Annotated in this window: 16 protein-coding genes; 9 read left to right on the top strand and 7 right to left on the bottom strand. The window is 65.1% G+C overall.

What is annotated here, in order from left to right:
• Positions 1 to 12 precede the first annotated feature (12 nt).
• Genes KW832_RS18925 through KW832_RS18910 form a run of 4 tightly spaced genes read right to left on the bottom strand, consistent with a single transcriptional unit; the run spans position 13 to position 5,887 of the window.
• Positions 13 to 726 (bottom strand): protein-L-isoaspartate O-methyltransferase, encoded by a 714-nt coding sequence (locus KW832_RS18925; RefSeq protein ID WP_218301079.1) that lies wholly within the window; start codon positions 724 to 726, stop codon positions 13 to 15.
• A gap of 41 nt (positions 727 to 767) precedes the next feature.
• A complete protein-coding gene (locus tag KW832_RS18920; RefSeq protein WP_218301080.1) occupies positions 768 to 3,950 on the bottom strand; it encodes an efflux RND transporter permease subunit in 3,183 nt (1,060 codons plus the stop codon).
• Positions 3,951 to 3,974: 24 nt separating this feature from the next.
• A complete protein-coding gene (locus KW832_RS18915; RefSeq protein WP_218301081.1) occupies positions 3,975 to 5,162 on the bottom strand; it encodes an efflux RND transporter periplasmic adaptor subunit in 1,188 nt (395 codons plus the stop codon).
• A 2-nt stretch (positions 5,163 to 5,164) separates the two neighbouring features.
• Complete coding sequence (locus KW832_RS18910) at positions 5,165 to 5,887, bottom strand: TetR/AcrR family transcriptional regulator (RefSeq protein ID WP_218301082.1); 723 nt, start codon at positions 5,885 to 5,887, stop codon at positions 5,165 to 5,167.
• Positions 5,888 to 5,982: 95 nt separating this feature from the next.
• On the opposite strand from KW832_RS18910, the gene msrA reads away from it, so the two are divergent.
• Positions 5,983 to 6,519 (top strand): peptide-methionine (S)-S-oxide reductase MsrA, encoded by a 537-nt coding sequence (gene msrA / locus KW832_RS18905; protein ID WP_055401881.1) that lies wholly within the window; start codon positions 5,983 to 5,985, stop codon positions 6,517 to 6,519.
• Positions 6,520 to 6,592: 73 nt separating this feature from the next.
• Here msrA and KW832_RS18900 read toward each other — a convergent pair whose 3' ends face one another.
• Positions 6,593 to 7,039, bottom strand: a complete 447-nt coding sequence (locus tag KW832_RS18900) for a hypothetical protein (RefSeq protein ID WP_055401882.1) — start codon at positions 7,037 to 7,039, stop codon at positions 6,593 to 6,595.
• A 386-nt stretch (positions 7,040 to 7,425) separates the two neighbouring features.
• Between KW832_RS18900 and KW832_RS18895 the strand changes: the two genes are divergently transcribed.
• The 8 genes from KW832_RS18895 to KW832_RS18860 all read left to right on the top strand — a co-directional run bounded on the left by KW832_RS18895 (position 7,426) and on the right by KW832_RS18860 (position 15,709).
• Entirely contained in the window at positions 7,426 to 7,851 is a 426-nt protein-coding gene (locus KW832_RS18895) for a Fur family transcriptional regulator (RefSeq protein ID WP_218301203.1), read from the top strand.
• Entirely contained in the window at positions 7,848 to 8,531 is a 684-nt protein-coding gene (locus KW832_RS18890) for an ABC transporter ATP-binding protein (protein ID WP_218301083.1), read from the top strand. Before KW832_RS18895 ends, KW832_RS18890 begins: the two co-directional genes overlap by 4 nt.
• Positions 8,528 to 9,766, top strand: a complete 1,239-nt coding sequence (locus KW832_RS18885; RefSeq protein ID WP_218301084.1) for an FtsX-like permease family protein — start codon at positions 8,528 to 8,530, stop codon at positions 9,764 to 9,766. The genes KW832_RS18890 and KW832_RS18885 overlap by 4 nt, the downstream gene beginning before the upstream one ends.
• A gap of 59 nt (positions 9,767 to 9,825) precedes the next feature.
• Complete coding sequence (locus KW832_RS18880; RefSeq protein ID WP_218301085.1) at positions 9,826 to 10,077, top strand: hypothetical protein; 252 nt, start codon at positions 9,826 to 9,828, stop codon at positions 10,075 to 10,077.
• 147 nt (positions 10,078 to 10,224) lie between these two features.
• Entirely contained in the window at positions 10,225 to 10,830 is a 606-nt protein-coding gene (locus tag KW832_RS18875; protein ID WP_121420164.1) for a DUF3299 domain-containing protein, read from the top strand.
• Between the two features lie 46 nt (positions 10,831 to 10,876).
• A complete protein-coding gene (locus tag KW832_RS18870; RefSeq protein ID WP_370628744.1) occupies positions 10,877 to 11,359 on the top strand; it encodes a hypothetical protein in 483 nt (160 codons plus the stop codon).
• A gap of 279 nt (positions 11,360 to 11,638) precedes the next feature.
• Positions 11,639 to 13,777: a TonB-dependent receptor domain-containing protein gene (locus KW832_RS18865; RefSeq protein WP_218301087.1), complete on the top strand. Its 2,139-nt coding sequence runs from the start codon at positions 11,639 to 11,641 to the stop codon at positions 13,775 to 13,777.
• A gap of 309 nt (positions 13,778 to 14,086) precedes the next feature.
• Positions 14,087 to 15,709: a sensor domain-containing diguanylate cyclase gene (locus KW832_RS18860; RefSeq protein ID WP_218301088.1), complete on the top strand. Its 1,623-nt coding sequence runs from the start codon at positions 14,087 to 14,089 to the stop codon at positions 15,707 to 15,709.
• Between the two features lie 306 nt (positions 15,710 to 16,015).
• Here KW832_RS18860 and KW832_RS18855 read toward each other — a convergent pair whose 3' ends face one another.
• On the bottom strand, positions 16,016 to 16,366 hold the full coding sequence (locus KW832_RS18855) for an RNA-binding protein (protein ID WP_055401895.1): 351 nt from the start codon (positions 16,364 to 16,366) through the stop codon (positions 16,016 to 16,018).
• Between the two features lie 123 nt (positions 16,367 to 16,489).
• Positions 16,490 to 16,699 (bottom strand): hypothetical protein, encoded by a 210-nt coding sequence (locus KW832_RS18850; protein ID WP_055401919.1) that lies wholly within the window; start codon positions 16,697 to 16,699, stop codon positions 16,490 to 16,492.
• Positions 16,700 to 16,943 lie beyond the last annotated feature (244 nt).

The following is a 16,943-nucleotide window of genomic DNA, read 5'->3' as shown; positions in this document are numbered from 1 at the left end:
CGAACAACAGGGTCAGAACGTAAAGCCGGAAGGTTCCGGGAAGTTCACCAGGCGCGGGGCGATGGTGTCCCAGGGCGAGGTGGTTTCGAAACGGTCGCCGGTGCGGCGGGTCAGGGTGAAACGCATCACGGGCTCGCCCCCCACGATGGCGCCCAGGCGGCCGCCGTCACGCAGCAGCGCAAGCAGGGAGGTGGGCACTTCGGCCACCGAGCCGCTGAGTACGATCACGTCGAACGGGCCATCGGGAATGGCGTCGCGGGCGCCGTCATTCAGGCGCACATCGGCGTTTTGAACACCCGCGTCGCGCAGGTTCTCACGGGCCATTTCGGCGAGTTCGGGGTTGATTTCGAGCGACACCACACGCTCGGCGCGGGCGGCCAGCAGGGCGGCCATGTAGCCCGAACCTGCACCGATTTCGAGCACGCGGTCGGTCGGCAAAATGCGCAGGTCTTGCAGGATGCGTGCCTCGACGCGCGGCTGCAGCATGCTGTGGCCCAGGCGCACGGCTTCTTCGGCGTCGTTGCCCAGCAGGGGCACTTCGATGTCCATGAAGGCCAGGCTGCGGTAGGCCGGGGGCACAAAGTCTTCACGGCGGACCACCGCCAGCAGATCGAGCACGTCAGCGTCGAGCACATTCCAGGGGCGGATCTGCTGCTCGATCATGTTGTAGCGGGCCTGGGCAATAGGGTCGCTGATGTTGGCGGACGTGTTCAGGGGCAGGTTCATGGGATTTCTCCGTGGGGCAGATGCAAGGCCGATCGGGACGATCAGGACAAACCTTCGATTTTAGGCGCTGCCGGGGCGCGTCCCATCTTGCGAAGGGCCCACTGGGCCAAGTCGTCCATGTAGCAATACACCACCGGCACCACCACCAGGGTCAAGAGGGAAGAGGTAATGACCCCGCCAATCACAGCCTGGCCCATGGGCGCGCGCTGCTCCGAGCCTTCGGACAACGCGAACGCCAGTGGCACCATGCCGAAGATCATGGCCAGAGTGGTCATCAGAATCGGGCGCAGCCGCACCCGGGCGGCCAGCAGCAAGGCGTCGGCACGGGGCAGGCCGGGCACGGTCTCGCCCTGGTCGTTCACGTGCTCCTCGCGGGCACGGATGGCAAAGTCCACCAGCAAGATGGCGTTCTTGGTGACCAGCCCCATCAGCATCACCACGCCAATGATGGAGAACATCGACAGCGTGGAGCGAAACATCAACAGCGCCAGCACCACGCCAATCAGCGTGAGCGGCAGCGAGGTCATGAGCGCCAGCGGCTGCAAGAAGCTCTTGAACTGGCTCGCCAGGATCATGTAGATGAAGATGATCGCCATGGCCAGGGCCGAAATGGCATAGCCAAAGGACTCGGCCATGTTCTTGGTGGAGCCGCTGAACTGGTAGCGATAGCCGGGCGGGAAGCTCACTTCCTCCAGCGCCTTCTTGATGTCGTTCGACACTTCACCGGCCGAGCGCTTTGCCACGTTGGCGTTCACCGCCACTTCGCGGGTCAGGTCGCGGCGGTTGATCTGGTTGGCGCCGGTGGATTCGGTCACGCTCGCTACCTGGTTCAGGCGCACGATGCGCGTAGTGCCGTCGGTGGCCGCCAGGGCAAAGGGCAGGCGCTCCAGGTCGGCGGGCTGGGTGCGGGCTTCGGGGGCCAGGCGCACGTTCACATCGTAGGTCTGGTCATCGGGGGCACGCCAGTTGCCCACCGTGGTGCCTGCCACCAGGGTGCGCAGCGATGCTGCCATGGGCGCCACCGACAGGCCCAGGTCCGACGCCACGTCGCGCTTGACCTCCAGGGCGATCACCGGCTTGTTGGGCTTGGCGCTGGTGTCCAGGTCCACAAGCCCGGGAATGTCGCGGATTTTTTCGGTGACCACCTTGGTCAGGCGCTCCAGCTCCTGCAGGTCGGGGCCTTGCAGCGAGAACTCCACCTGCTTGTTGCCGCCCACGGCGTCCAGCAGGCCCACGTGGGTGATGGTGATGCCGGGCACGGTCTTGAGGCGTTCCCGCAGCACGTCGGACATCTGGTCCACGCTGCGGCTGCGGTCCTTGCGGTCTACCAGGCGCACGTAGATATTGGCGTAGATCTTGCCCTGGGCGCTGCCGGTGTTGATGGTGGCCAGTGTGTAGCGCACCTCCGGCATCTCGCGCAGGATGCCCTCCACCTGTTGTGCCTTGGCCTCGGTGGCCTCCAGCGACGAGCCCACGGGGGTGTAGAAATTGAGCGAGGTTTCGGAGAAGTCGGCCTTGGGCACGAACTCGGTGCCCAGCAGCGGCACCATGAAGATGCTCAGCACAAAGATGGCCAGCGCAATGGCCATGGTGGTCAGCTTGTGCACCAGCGACCACCGCAGGATGCGCTGGTAGCCCTCGGCCAATGCATCGGTGGCACGGTCGAACCAGCCTGTGACGCGGCCAATGGTCTTGTCGTAGAAGGTGACGGGCTCGATCTTCTGGCCGTGGGCATGGATGCTCGGGTCGTGCCAGATGCTCGACAGCATGGGGTCAAGCGTGAAGCTCACAAACATCGAGATCATCACCGCCGCCACGATGGTGATGCCGAACTCGTGGAAAAACTTGCCGATGATGCCGCCCATGAAGCCAATGGGCATGAACACCGCCACGATGGACAGCGTGGTGGCCAGCACCGCCAGGCCAATCTCCTGCGTGCCGTCCATGGCGGCTGCGTAGGCGCCTTTGCCCATCTGCACGTGGCGCACGATGTTCTCGCGCACCACGATGGCATCGTCGATCAACAGGCCCACGCACAGGCTCAGCGCCATCAGCGTGATCATGTTGATGGTGAAGCCGAACATGTTCATGAACAGGAACGTGCCGATCAGCGCGATGGGCAGCGTCAGCCCGGTGATCACGGTGGAGCGCCAGGAGTTCAGGAACAGGAACACGATGAGCACCGTGAGGATGGCGCCCTCGATCAGCGTCTGGCGCACGTTGTTCACCGCCACGCGGATCGGGCGGGCGCTGTCGCCAATGGTCTCCAGCCGCACGCCGGGAGGCAGCTGGTTCTTCAGCTCCACCACAGCGGCGTTCAGGCCGTCCACCACCTCAATGGTGTTTTCGCCCTGCGACTTCTGCACCGACAGCAGCAACGTGCGCTGGCCGTTGTACAGGGCCAGGCTTTCCACCTCTTGGGCGCCGTCGTTGACGCGGGCCACCTGGTCCAGCCGCACCGGCGCGCCATTCTTGCGGGCGACGATGATCTTGCCGAAGTCTTCGGGGCGTTCCATGCGAGCGTCGATCTGCACCACGCGCTCCTGCGCGAGGGACCGGATGGAGCCCACGGGCAGGTCCTGGTTCTCGTTGCGCACGGCCTGCGCCACCTGGTCGGGGGTCACGCCAAACGCTTCGAGCGCCTGCGGGTTCAGGTAGATGTTGATCTCGCGCTTGGTGGCGCCCACCAGGTTCACGGCGCCCACGCCGCGCACGTTCTCCAGGCGTTTCTTCAGAATCTGCTCGGCCCAGGTGGTCAGCTCGACAGCGCTGCGACCGGATTTTTCGTCCGGCAACACCGCCAGCGACCACACGGCGCGACTGGCCGGGTCAAAGCGCAGCACGCGGGGTTCCTTGACCTCGGTGCGCAGCAGGGGGCGCACAGTGGCCACCTTCTCGCGCACGTCCTCGGCGGCCTTGCGGCCGTCGATGTGGAGCTGAAACTCGATGATGACAACGGCCGTGCCTTCGTAGCTGCGCGAGGTCAGGGCGTTGATGCCTGCAATCGAGTTGACGCCTTCCTCGATCTTCTTGGTGACTTCGCTCTCGACGATTTCCGGCGACGCACCGGGGTAGTCCACGGTGACCACGACCACCGGGAAGTCGATGTTCGGAAACTGGTCAACCTTCAGGCGCTGGTAGGAGAACAGGCCCAGCACGACGATGGCAAGCATCACCATCGTGGCGAACACGGGGTTTTTGAGGCTGACTTTGGTGAACCACATGGCGGGTCGGGGTAGTCAGGGTGATCAGGGAGCAGCGCGGGATGCCGCTGCCAATGCAGGTGCAGCAGCGGCTGTCGCAGCTGATGCAGCCACCGCCACGGCCGTGCCCTCGCGCAGCAGGCCGATCCGGCCCGCAATCACCACCGTGCCTTCGGGCACACCTTCGACCGCCACCAGGGTCTGGCCGCTCACCACCGCGCGGGTGCCGGTCTTGACGCGTGCATAGACCACGCGGCCATCTTTCAAGGTTTGGAGGTAGGGTGCGGGCTTGTCGGTGCGCACGGCGTCCAGCGGCACGGCCAGCACGTCGGCCCGCCCGGTATCGAGCGTTCCCTGCACAAACAGGCCTTGCCGCAGCGGCGTGGCGCCGGGGGCTTGCTCTACCCGCAGGTAGACGGGCACCGTGCGGCTGCCTGCCTGGGCGCTGGGGTTGATGCGCACCACGGTGGCAGGCACCGGGGCTGGCATGCCCTCAATGGTGAGCTGCGCCTTCTGGCCCACCTGCACCGCCACGGAATCCGCCGGGTTGAGCAGCGCTTCCAGCTCGAGCCGCGACAGGTCCACCACCTCGATGATGCGGGCGTCCACTGCCACGCGCTCGCCCGGCTGGGCCAGCCGCTGCGCAACCTGACCGCTGATGGGGCTCTTGAGCACGGTGTCTTCCAGCGCCTTGCGGGCCACGTCGGCGGCGGCCATTGCGGCCTGGTGGTTGGACTGCGCAGATTCGAGGCTGGCTTGCGAGGTAACCAGCGCCGTGGCCGAGATGAATCCCTGGTCCACCAGCGCGCGGTTGTTGGTGTACTGGCGCTGGTTGATATCCACCTGGGCTTTGGCGGCATCGGCCTGCTGCTGCGCCTGGCGCAGGCGGGCGCGGGCTTCGGTGGGGTCGATGCGGGCCACTTCCTGCCCGGCCTTCACGCTGTCGCCTTCGCGCACCGTCAGCCCCTGCAACTCACCGCCCACGCGCGCCTTGACCATGGCCGAGTCCACCGCCCGCAAGGCGCCCGATACGGGCACGCCAAGCGCCAGGTTCTGCCGCCGCACCGGCAACACCTCATGGGCTGCCAGTTGCAGCGGCGCCTGGGCGCGCTGGGCCGTGGTTTCGGCCAATGCCTTTTGCTGCGCCTGCCGCGCCGCCATGGCCCGCCACACGCCGCCGCCGAGCAAGACAACAACGACGGCTGCCACCATCCAGGGAATCCAGCGTTTCATGGTCAGGAGCCGCGTGAGGGCGGCGCAGAAGAAGTGTGAGAGGGGGAGGGCACGGGAGAAGAAGGGTCGGGCCGCACCAGCAGCCCGTTCAGCACATTGTCGATCTGGGCATCGATGTACAACTCAGGCCGCAGGCCCAGCGAGTCTGGAATGCAGGCCCCCACCGAGTGCTTCCACATCATGAGGAAGATCATGGGCGCCAGAACCACATGCACGATGTAGTCCAGTGGCACGGGGCGGAACTCGCCGCGCTCGATGCCGCGTTCGACGATGCGGCGGATCAGCGCCTGCCCCGGCAGAATCACCTCCTGCTGGTAGAACTCGGTGATCTCCGGGAAATTCTGGGCCTCGCTGAACATCAGCTTGGTGATACCCGAGGCCTTGGTGGCGCCTATGCGCTCCCACCACACCTGGTAGCAGTACCGCAGCAGATCGCTGGTGGTGCCGACAAAGGAATCAAGCTCATCCCGCCACTCTTCAAAACGGCCCGCGATGTTCTGGCGCACCACCGCCTTGAAAAGCTCTTCCTTGCTGGGGAAATACAAAAACAGCGTGCCCTTGGAGACGCCTGCACGGGCCGCCACTTCATCCACCCGTGTCGCGGCAAACCCTTTTTCGACAAACAGGTCCAGCGCGGCCTCCAGCAGCTCACCCGGGCGGGCTTCCTTGCGGCGCTCGCGTTTGGTGCCGACGGAGGCGGTGGGGGGAAGGGAGGTGGAAGGCAAGGAAGGGCTTCGTTAATGACTGACCGGTTAGTAATGTAGCAAGCACGGGATAGGGCGTCAATTCATAATGGTCAAATTTGAACCCAAGGACCACCATGACTTTGCAAACCATCACCCTGGGCGGCGGCTGCTTCTGGTGCACCGAAGCCGTGTTCGAGCGCGTGCGCGGAGTCACCGACGTGGAAAGTGGCTACACCAACGGCCACACGCTGAACCCCAGCTACGAACAAATCTGCCGGGGCGACACCGGCCACGCCGAGGTGGTGCGCCTGACCTTTGATGCCGATGAGATCAGCCTGGAGGAGATCCTGGAAATCTTCTTCCATACCCACGACCCGACCACCCTCAACCGCCAGGGCAACGACGTGGGCACCCAGTACCGCAGCGGCATCTATTACGAAGACCCTGCGCACGGTGACATTGCCAACGACATGATTCGCCAGATGTCGCAAGACAAGCTGTTTGGGGCGCCGATCACCACCGAGGTGAAGCCGCTGGACAACTACAGCACGGCCGAGGCGTATCACCAGGACTACTTTGCGAACAATCCGAACGCGGGGTATTGCGCGTTTGTGGTGGGGCCGAAGGTGGAGAAGTTTCGCAAGACGTTTGCGCGGTATTTGAAGAGTTGATAGACCGCCGAGCAGTCTTCTCGGCAGCAAAACCAACACGGGTCCAAGCCAATGGATAGATTAACTAGTCAATCTATCCATTGGCAGTCGGGTGGAGCAAATAAAGCCCCAGCCCCAGCGCGCATATTATTCCCGCCAAGACGATGGCTCCCATTTTGTGTTGCAGATGATCTACGGCGTCAAACGCTTGCCAATGACCTTGCACAGCCAGTCGATGGCGCTTGAAGACCAGATATACGCAATAGGTATTGGTGGCAATGGCTATCAAGGCAAAACCAAGCTTGGCGTAGAGGATCGGGTTTGTTGTGGCGGTAGCCAGCAGCATTGCACCTGTAGCCAGAACCATGATGAAGGTGGGTATTTCAATGAAAATATCCACGCGCTTGTGAAGTGCCGAAAGAATGAGTTCCTTGTCACGACCTTGACCCAACAACGCGCGTTCAAAAAGGGCTTCGGTAAGAACACAACCGAGCCAAAGACCGACAAACGTGAGATGAAGTGGTAATAGCAGTGCTTGCATTTTGGTTGGACCTTATCCAGACGGTATTCAACTCAATATGTCGAATGAAGTGAACGATTGGGGAAATTAGGAATTATGGTCAGGGCTTGAGCCTCACAATTGATATGCATCACGGGCATGCTATGAGGCGCACCTGAAAGAAGCAGCCAAAAGGTCCGCCCAACCTGAGGCGCTTCTCTGTGTTGAACGGCTCCATCGCCAACCATGTCGCTGTAGCCGTCAGGCCTCTGCCATTTCATTCAGAGGTTTCAGTTGGTGGAGGGTCAGCACGAAGGCATAATGCAAACCAATTGCGTTACAGGCATCACCTGCCGCCGCATCTCGCCATGCCCTCCACCCCATCTTCTTCATCCCTACACCACCAGCCCTGGTCGCTCCCCCCGGGCATGCGCGCCACCCGTGCCACGCGGGCGCTGGCGGCGCTGTACGAGGCCCGGCCTGACGCGGCGCTCTCCGAACCCGAAGTAGAAGCCGCCCTCGCCACCGCTGGCGCTCCCGTCAACAAAGTCACCGTTTACCGCATGCTCGACCGCTTTGCCGCTGCAGGCCTGCTGCACAAGCAGGTGGACGCTGCCCGCGTGACCCGGTATGCACTGGCACCCCAAGGCGAAGAGGGCGCAGCCCCCAGATTCGAATGCGACGATTGCCACCGCCAGTTCCGCCTCTCGCAGGGATCGGCCAAGGTGCAGACCGCCCTCAAGCAGGTGCTGCAGGCGCTGGCCACGGCCGGGCATGAGAGCCTGGCGGTGGACATTGCCGTGCACGGCCGATGTGCTGAATGCGCCCACCCGGCCGGGGGCGCTGCCGCATGATCCGCACCCGAGGCCTTTCCTACACCTATGCCACGGGCGGCGCCGCGCCGCTGCGCTTCCCCGATGTGGACCTGCGCCAGGGGGGCACCTTGTTGCTGCGCGGGCGCTCGGGCTCGGGCAAGTCCACCTGGCTGGCGCTGATGGCCGGGCTGCGCGGAGCCAGCGGGGGCGACCTGTTTGTGGCGGGCACGCAGCTGGGCACGCAGCGCGGGGCCGAGATTGATGCCTGGCGCGCGCGCAGCATTGGCTTTTTGCCGCAAAAGCTCTACCTCAGCAGCGCGCTCACGGTGGCGGACAACCTGGCGCTGGTCTACTTTGCAGCCGGGCTGCCGCGTGACGATGCGGCCATCCACCGCGCGCTCACCCAAGTGGGCGTGGCCGAACTGGCCGCCCGCAAGCCGCACCAGCTCTCCGGCGGGCAGGCGCAGCGCGTGGCGCTGGCGCGGGCCGTGCTGCTGGCGCCGCAGGTGCTGCTGGCGGACGAGCCCACGGCCAGCCTGGACGACGAGGCCGCCGCCGACGCGCTGGCGCTGCTGCAGCACAGCGCCGCCGCCTGCGATGCCAGCCTGGTGATTGCCACGCACGACCAGCGTGTGGTGCAAGCCCTGGCCGGTGTGCAAACGCTGGATTTGAATGAAATTGCCCCCCAGCGCTTGATGGATAAGCGCGAGCAGCTATGAATTCAGGAGTCTTCAAACTGGCCCGCCTGTCGTGGCGCTACCTGTGGTCCCGCCCGCTGGCCGCGGTGCTGAACCTGCTGGTGCTGACGCTCGGCCTGGCCGCCATCACGCTGGTGCTGCTGGTGGCCACGCAGCTCGACAAGGCGTTTGAGCGTGATTTGAGCGGCATCGACCTGGTAGTGGGCGCCAAGGGCAGCCCGCTGCAGCTCATCCTGGCGGGCGTTTTCCATATTGATGTACCCACGGGCAACATCCCGCTGCAAGAGGTGCAGACACTGCAGAAGAACCCGCTGGTGGCGCAGGTCATCCCGCTGAGCCTGGGCGACAGCTACCAGGGTTTTCGCATCGTGGGCACCACGCCCGACTACGTGGCGCACTACGAGGCAACGTTGGCTGAGGGCGCACTGTGGCAGCAGCCCATGGACGCGGTGCTGGGCGCCAGCGCGGCGCGCGGCATTGTCAAAAGCAGCCATGCGGGCGCACCGCTGGTGGGCGCCACCTTCATCGGCAGCCACGGCCTGGGTGGGGGAGGGCACGCGCACGGCGACCACCCTTACCGCGTGAGCGGCGTGCTGGCGCCCTGCGGCTGCGTGCTGGACCGGCTGATCCTGACCAGCACCGAATCCGTCTGGATGGTGCACGAGACCGCCACGGCCACCGATGCCGAAGACCTGGAAATCTTGAAAGAAGAGCGCGAAGTGACCGTGGCCCTGGTGCGCTACCGCACGCCCATGGCCGCCATCACGCTGCCGCGCCAAATCAACAGCGACACCGCCATGCAGGCAGCGGCGCCCGCCATCGAGGTCACCCGCCTGATGCGCCTGCTGGGCGTAGGGGCCGACGTGCTGCGCGCCTTTGGCGGCGTGCTGCTGGCGGTGGCCGCACTGAGCGTGTTCATCGCGCTGTGGAACGCCGTGCGCGAGCGCCGTGCCGATCTGGCCATGCTGCGCATGCTGGGCGCGCCCCCGGGCCGCGTGGCGGGGCTGGTGCTGTGGGAGGCCCTGTGGCTGGCCGCGATGGCGTCTGTTCTGGGCCTGCTGCTGGGCCACGGCCTGGCCCATGGCCTGGGCTGGGCACTGCAGGCGCAGGGGCTGCTGCCTGTCACCGGCCTCATCTGGCTGCCCGCCGAAGCGGGTGTGCCGCTGATGGCCGCCGGTGTGGCGGCGCTGGCGGCGCTGCTGCCCGCCATGCAGGCGTACCGCACGGACGTGGCCGACCTGTTAAGCCAGCCCTGATGCAGCCATCGAGTTCTGTCCTCTAAAAACCGTCCCCCAACCAATCTGAAAGGCCTTCCATGAAAAAGCTCCTCACCGCACTCGCCCTGGCCCCCATGCTGCTCGTCGGCGCCCTGGCGCACGCCCAGGCCCACAACGACAAAGAGACCAAAGAAGACATCGCCCGCCACCGCGCCATGGCCGCCGCCCACGAGGCCGCCGCCAAGTGCCTCGAATCCGGCAAGGGCGAGGACGTCTGCCAGAAGGAACTCCAGGCTGCCTGCAAGGGTCTGGCGATTGGCAAATACTGCGGCATGAAGCACGCGCACTGAGGCGATGGGCCTCCAGGCCCGCTACCATTTCTGAAAACGCTACAGATCAGGTTTCCCGCCATGGCAATCCACCCCGCTCACCGTCATCCAGCTGCACAACCCGATGCCGGAGCCAGCCGCACCCGCACTGCCCGGCGCGCCTGTGCGATGGTGGTGCTGGCCTGGACTGGGGCCGTACTCGCACAGTCGCCGACCGCTGCGCCCACGGGCAAACCAGCGCCGGGGGAATTTGAACGCGCGACCGGAAAAACGCCCGGTGCCGCGCCCACCACCGCACCCGCGCTCTCGTCTCCTTTGCCTGCGGGCGCGGGCACCGCCATGCCATCGGGCGTTGCGTCGGGCAGCGGGGCGGGCTACCACAGCCCCAACAGCCCCATTGCGCCGCTGCCCCAGCGCAATGACGTGGTGCCGTGGTCCGTGCTGACCGACCTGACCAAAAAGACCACCAAGGACGGCATCCTGCCCGTGTTCAACGACGCGCAAAAGGGCATGGACAAGACCACGCAGCGCATCCAGGGCTTCATGGTGCCGCTGGATGCCAAGCCCACGCAGACCCACTTTCTACTTACCTCCGTGCCAATGACCTGCTCGTTCTGCACGCCGGGCGGGCCAGAGAGCATGGTCGAGGTCAAGGCCAAGACTCCCGTGCGCTATTCGCTGGAACCGGTGGTGGTGGAGGGCAAGTTCACCGTGCTCCCCAACGACCAATATGGCCTGTACTACCGCGTGGTGGACGCGGTGCCCGTGAAGTAATTCCTCCGCCTTTTTCCCCGATCCCGCTGCCTTCCTTGTTCCTCTTGTGACCCCGTTGTTTCCAACCCCACTGGCCGCCCTGTGGCGCCGCCTGCGCCAGCAACTGCCCGCGCAGGCCGCCCTGGCATGGCTGCTGCTGGCGCTGGTGGTGGTGCCCACGCTGGGGCGCCTGCACCAAGTGGAGCATGCGGGGGCGCTGGAGCAGATGCGTGCCGGCCACGCGGTGCAAGCTGCGCAGCAAGCCGACGCACACCACAGGCTCGCAGCCGCTTCGCCGGCAGCGGATGAGGACGCGGCCCCGTCCACAGAGGCAGACCACACCCACGGGCTGCTATCACTGCTCCTGGCCCCCCACGCGGCCGTGGACTGCCTTTTGCTCGACCAGCTTGCGCTGGGCGACGCACTGCACAGCGCCCCCTCGGCGCTGCCCACCCTGGTGCCCGCGCAGGCACCGCCGGTACAACATGCCGGACGCTCTGCCGCCCCGCACGTTGCGCTGTTCCAGGCGCGTGGCCCGCCCACGGCCTGATCTCAGCAAACCGCCTACGCGCCCACCGCATCGCGGGCCGGGCCGCCAACGCCTTGCCCGGCCTTGCAGGGCTGCGCTATCGCGCCTTGCCCATTTACTCCTGATTCCATAGCTGCTCGCGCTTGATAGAAAAGCGCTGGCGGCCATTTTTAGTCAAATTTTCATGCCCAGGGCGTGGAAGCCATGTATCTGCGTGCCGGCCCCGCCAGCACCGGTCCATGCACCGCCCCTGCGCATGCGTACCCGCACACGCTCAAGCACCCGTTGCCACACCGCACCATGACCTACACCACATCCCAACCTCGCCGCCCCGTCGTTGTTCTTCGCGCCCGTCCCACCCTCCACCCCGTGGCCCTGGCCGCCATGCTGGCGCTGACGGGCACTGGCGTGGCGCACGCGCAAGCCGCGCCGGTGGCAGCACCTGCCGATAACAGCGCTGCGGCCCCCGCCAGCCTGCCCGCCGTCACCATCTCGGCCAGCGGCCTGCAACTGGGCGCCAATGAGATGACCACGCCGGTCACCGTGCTGGAAGGCGATGAACTCGTGCGCCGCCGCGAGGCCACCCTGGGCGAAACGCTGAACAGTGAGCCCGGCATCACCAGCAGCCACTTCGGCGCCGGTGCCAGCCGCCCCATCATCCGGGGCATGGACGGCCCGCGCGTCAAGGTGCTGAGCGACGGCGCCGAGCTGCACGACGCCTCCACCATCAGCCCCGACCACGCCGTGGTGTCCGAGCCACTGCTGGCCACGCAGATCGAAGTGCTGCGCGGCCCCTCGGCCCTGGTCTACGGCAACGGCGCCGTGGGCGGCGTGGTCAATGTGCTCGACGGCAAGATCCCCACCGCCATCCCGCAAAAGGGCTACGAGGGCAGCGCCGAGCTGCGCGCCAACTCCGGCGCGGGTGAAAAAGCAGGAGCCTTCTCGCTGACCGGCGGCGCTGGCAACCTGGCCGTGCATGTGGAAGGCGTGGCGCGCGATGCGGGCGACTACCGCGTGGGCAAGGGCTGGGCGCCCGAGGGCGAACCCACCCGCAAGGTGCTGGGCAGCTTCAACCGCACCGACACCGGCAGCGTGGGCCTGTCGTGGGTGGGCGAGCGCGGCTACCTGGGCGCCGCCTACACCCGCCAGACCGCCAAATACGGCCTGCCGGGCCACAACCACAGCTTTGAAGGCTGCCACACGCACGGCGACCACCTGCACTGCGGCGCCCACGAAGAGGAGGAAGACGGCCACGACCACGGCGCCGAAGAACATGGCGACGTGCCTGTGGTGGACCTGCGCAGCGAACGCTTCGACATCCGCGGCGAGCTGCGCAACCCCTTCGCCGGCTTCTCGGCCTTGCGCCTGCGCGCGGGCGTGACGGATTACGTGCACGACGAAGTCGAAGACGGCGCCATCAGCACCACCTTCAAGAACAAGGCCTACGACACCCGCATCGAGCTGCAGCACGAGCCCATTTCAGGCTTCAAGGGCCTGATCGGCCTGCAGACCTCGCAGCGCAAGTTCAGCGCCGACGGCGAAGAGGCCTACGTGGAGCCCACCATCACCCGCAAGCTGGGCTTCTTCGCGCTGGAGGAATACCGCCTGGGCGACTGGCGCTTCGAAGCCGCCCTGCGCCACGACCGCCAGACGGCCGAAGCGCAAACGAGCGGCATCGAGCGCAGCCACAACGGCACCTCCGCATCGCTGGGCGCGGTGTGGAAGTTCACGCCCGGCTACCAGGTCGGCACCTCGTTCACCCGCGCCAGCCGCGCCCCTTCGGCCGAAGAGCTGTATGCCAAGGGCCTGCACATGGCCACCAGCACGTATGAGCGCGGCAACGCCGACCTGAAGTCCGAGATCTCGCAGAACATCGACGTGAGCCTGAAGAAGACCAGCGGCGACACCACCTTTGGCGTCAGCATCTTCCGCAACCGCATCAACAACTACATCTACGGCCGCACGCTCGATGAAGTCGATGGCCTGCAACTGCTGCAATACAGCCAGGCCGACGCCACCTTCACCGGCATCGAAGGCCAGGTGCGCCAGCGCCTGAACCGCAACCTGGGCATCACGCTGTTCGGCGACACCGTGCGCGCCACGCTCGACGCAGGCGGCGGCCGACTTCCCCGCATCCCCGCCACCCGCGCGGGCATCCGCCTGGACGCCAACTGGCAAGCGTGGGAAGGCCAGGTCGAATGGGTCCAGGTGGCCCGCCAGAACCGCGTGGCCGAGTTTGAAAGCGCCACGCCCGGCTACGGCATGCTGAACCTGGGTGTCAGCTACAACGGCCAGTTCAGCAGCGGCGCGCCGTGGCAGGTGTACCTGAAGGCGAACAACCTGACGGACCGCCTGGCGTATGCGCACACCTCGTTCATCAAGAATGCCGCGCCGTTGATGGGCCGCAATCTGACGGTGGGGGTGAAGGTGGCGTTCTGACGGGTGAAGCCGTCGTGATGTGAGCGCGCCAGCGGCAGAGGACGGCGTTGCTGGCTCGCACATCTGGCGGCCCCAAACCACCCAAACCACCGAGTCCAAAGGTGACTTGGATGCATGCCATACTCGCTTTGACGTGGTTGATTTTTCGATCCGTCAAGGCGACGCTGCCTCTGTCCCGGTGATGTCGCGCACCCGATTCGGAAATGGGATTGGCTCCGCAGCAGGCCGCCCAACGCAGGGTTGCGCGACGCGCGAAGGACTTGTTCGGCGCGGCCGTGCATGAATCTGACCCATTTGCAATAGCCCTGCATGCCCACCACTCCCACGCCGTCCGCAAACCTGTTGCAACTGCTTCCTGAGGCGGTGGTGCAAACCGATGCGCTGTGGGAGATCACCTATCTGAACCCGGCGTGGCACAAGCTCACCGGCCATTCGGTGGCGGCGGCGCTTGGCAGGTCTTTGCTGGAGTTCGTGCATCCCGACGACATCGGCACCATGCGCTCGGGCATGCCGGTGTTCCGCTTGCGCTTTGCCGACGCGGACTATCGCTGGGTGCGTCTGCAGCTCCACCCGGAGACGGATGCGGCGGACCGGGTGATCAGCCGCCAGGGTGTCCTGATCGAGATCACCGAGGTCACCGAGCAGGTGCTGGTGGAAGTTCGCCAGCGCTTTCTGCGCTTGCTGGAAACCATCGACGGCGTGGTGTGGGAAGCTGAAATCGGCGTGGGCAATACCTTCCTGAGCCCGCAGGTCGAACGCTTGTTCGGCTACTCTGTCGAGGAGTGGCGGGCTGACCCGGGCTTCTGGCGGGCGCATGTGCACCCCGACGATCTGGAGGAGGCCCTGCGCATCGACGATGCCGCTTACAACGCCACGCACAGCCATGCCTACGAGATGAACTATCGGCTGATTGCCAAGTCCGGCAAGGTCGTGTGGGTGCGCGATCTGTGCCGTGCTGTGGTCGAGCCGGGGCGGCCGAACCGCATGATCGGCCTGATGATCGACGTGACCCGGCAGAAGAACACCGAACTCGATTTGTTGCGCTCCGAAAACCGCTATTCGCTTGCGACGCGCGGATCCAATGACGGCATCTGGTACTGGGACTTGCGAACGGACGCGCTGCATGTGTCCGGGCGTTTTCTCCAGATCGTCGGACTGGGTAGCGCCGATCTTGTGCATGACGGAGGCTGGCGCTTTTTGGAGCAGCTCATCGATACCGAGGATCGCGAGCGCGTGCAGGAGGCCTACCGCAGGCACCTGTCGGGGAACAGCCCGAACTTTTCGGTGGATTTCCGCGCGTTCCACGGGGCGGGGCGGCTGGTGTGGGTCAATTGGCGCGGGCTCGCCGAGTTCGAAGAGGGTGTTCCCGTGCGCATGGCGGGATCGTTGAGCGATCTGGCCGAGCGTGGCAGTTCCTACGACGCGCTGACCAACTTGCCCGGCCGGCCATTGTTCCGTGACCGCCTCGCGCATCTCATCGCGCTGCACCAGAACGAGGCAGCCAACGGTGATGGCGTGCCGACACGCGATGGAGCCACGATGTTCGCCGTACTGCTGCTGGATCTCAACGGGTTCAAGGCCGTCAATGACAGCTACGGGCACCATGTGGGCGACCAGCTCTTGCAGCAGGTGGCGCGGCGGCTCGAATCCTGCGTGCGGGCAGTGGATCTGGTCGCCCGCATGGGTGGCGACGAGTTCAATGTGCTGTTGGAGTCCATCGATCCCGCTGAAGCCCGCCAACGCGCGGAGCAGATTGCTGCCGCCCTGGAAGTACCTTACGTGATCGGCAGGCACACGGTGATCAGTGGTGCGAGCATCGGATTGGCCAGCAGCGCATCCAGGCTGGCAACGGTCGACGACTACCTGCGCGCTGCAGACACCGCCATGTACCGGGCCAAAAGTCAGTCATTGGGCGTGTGCGTGTTTCAGTAAGACGTGCCAGGGACAATTGCCTGCGAGCGTCGCATGGCTTGCCTTCCTCGTCCCCTTCTGGTTTTCGGTGGTTTCGCTGGGGTGCTTCCAGTGCGCTTTTGCCTGGGACCAGGGGGTGATTGCTGCCTGATGCCTGATGCCTCCATTGGAAGCTGGCAATCGAACATGTTTTCGGACTTGTGCGCTTAGCCATCAAGCGCAAGCAGCTACTATATTGATAGCAACTGAAACCCTGCGTATCCTATGGATGCGAGGCGAAAAAAAACCGGCTCCTCAGAACCGGTTTTTCACAGAGGGTTGCCTGGATCAGTAACGACCGCCGCCGAAGCCACCCGTGCCGTAGCCAACGTCCGAGCGTGTGCTCGCACTGTAGCCGCCGGCCTTGTAGCCACCGGCGCCGCCACCCTCTTCACGAGGACGGGCCAGGTTCACGACGATCGAGCGGCCGTCAACGGACATGCCGTGCAGGGCGCTGATGGCGGCCTGGGCGACTTCGGCGGAGGCCATTTCCACAAAGCCGAAGCCCTTGGAGCGGCCGGTTTCGCGGTCCATCATGACCTTGGCGGAGGAGACCCGGCCGAATTCGGAAAAGTTGCTTTCCAGGGTGGAATCGGTCACGGAGTAGGGCAGGTTGCCCACGTAGATTTTGCTGCTCATGGTTGAGCCTTTCTGAAATGTGGTGCGCAACGAAGGGCGTACCGTTGGGATGCAGCTGTGCGGATCGAGTGTCCGCAGCAACTGGGATGGGTGGATGGGATCTGCAGGTCGCAGATCAGGTCATCAGCACGTTGGGGGGTGCGGCATGCACGTTTGCAGCCAGCCCTGGGTGACTGCAAAGAGCCGGGCGGCTTCGCGCGAGGCAAAGGCTTTGTCAAAACGGAACACGCGGCAGTAGCTGCCGTTGCCCTGAGAACGATGGACCGAGAAGGAGGCGCGGAAGCGGCCGCAGTCGGTCGGATGTGTCGTGGGCGAAACGACGTACTTGCCCATGGAAATGGCGGTCTGTGAAATCTGGATCAATCAGGATCGCAGGCGTGGAAATCGACCTGCGTGAGCATCAAGGGACGCAGTGGGCTGCAGCTCTACAGACCCAATGGGCAACCACAAAGGTTGCAAAAGGCGGCTTGCCTGGGGCGGATTGCCACCCTGAGCAGGCGTTGCGGTGACTGCACGCGTCAAGAGCCGTGACTGCAACCACACAGAGTATACAGCAATTTGCATGTATCTGCAGTTT

It is taken from the genome of Acidovorax sp. sif0632, assembly GCF_019218805.1.
Taxonomy (GTDB): Bacteria; Pseudomonadota; Gammaproteobacteria; order Burkholderiales; family Burkholderiaceae_C; genus Acidovorax; species Acidovorax facilis.
The sequence above is the reverse complement of the archived record's forward strand: the minus strand, read 5'-3'. Positions and strand labels throughout refer to the sequence as shown.

Bases quoted from the DNA above. Each gene is read 5' to 3' on its own strand.
- KW832_RS18925 (WP_218301079.1), bottom strand. From the start codon at position 726: ATGAACCTGCCCCTGAACACGTCCGCCAACATCAGCGACCCTATTGCC.
- KW832_RS18920 (WP_218301080.1), bottom strand. From the start codon at position 3,950: ATGTGGTTCACCAAAGTCAGCCTCAAAAACCCCGTGTTCGCCACGATG.
- KW832_RS18915 (WP_218301081.1), bottom strand. From the start codon at position 5,162: ATGAAACGCTGGATTCCCTGGATGGTGGCAGCCGTCGTTGTTGTCTTG.
- msrA (WP_055401881.1), top strand. From the start codon at position 5,983: ATGACTTTGCAAACCATCACCCTGGGCGGCGGCTGCTTCTGGTGCACC.
- KW832_RS18900 (WP_055401882.1), bottom strand. From the start codon at position 7,039: ATGCAAGCACTGCTATTACCACTTCATCTCACGTTTGTCGGTCTTTGG.
- KW832_RS18895 (WP_218301203.1), top strand. From the start codon at position 7,426: ATGCGCGCCACCCGTGCCACGCGGGCGCTGGCGGCGCTGTACGAGGCC.
- KW832_RS18890 (WP_218301083.1), top strand. From the start codon at position 7,848: ATGATCCGCACCCGAGGCCTTTCCTACACCTATGCCACGGGCGGCGCC.
- KW832_RS18885 (WP_218301084.1), top strand. From the start codon at position 8,528: ATGAATTCAGGAGTCTTCAAACTGGCCCGCCTGTCGTGGCGCTACCTG.
- KW832_RS18880 (WP_218301085.1), top strand. From the start codon at position 9,826: ATGAAAAAGCTCCTCACCGCACTCGCCCTGGCCCCCATGCTGCTCGTC.
- KW832_RS18875 (WP_121420164.1), top strand. From the start codon at position 10,225: ATGGTGGTGCTGGCCTGGACTGGGGCCGTACTCGCACAGTCGCCGACC.
- KW832_RS18865 (WP_218301087.1), top strand. From the start codon at position 11,639: ATGACCTACACCACATCCCAACCTCGCCGCCCCGTCGTTGTTCTTCGC.
- KW832_RS18860 (WP_218301088.1), top strand. From the start codon at position 14,087: ATGCCCACCACTCCCACGCCGTCCGCAAACCTGTTGCAACTGCTTCCT.
- KW832_RS18855 (WP_055401895.1), bottom strand. From the start codon at position 16,366: ATGAGCAGCAAAATCTACGTGGGCAACCTGCCCTACTCCGTGACCGAT.
- KW832_RS18850 (WP_055401919.1), bottom strand. From the start codon at position 16,699: ATGGGCAAGTACGTCGTTTCGCCCACGACACATCCGACCGACTGCGGC.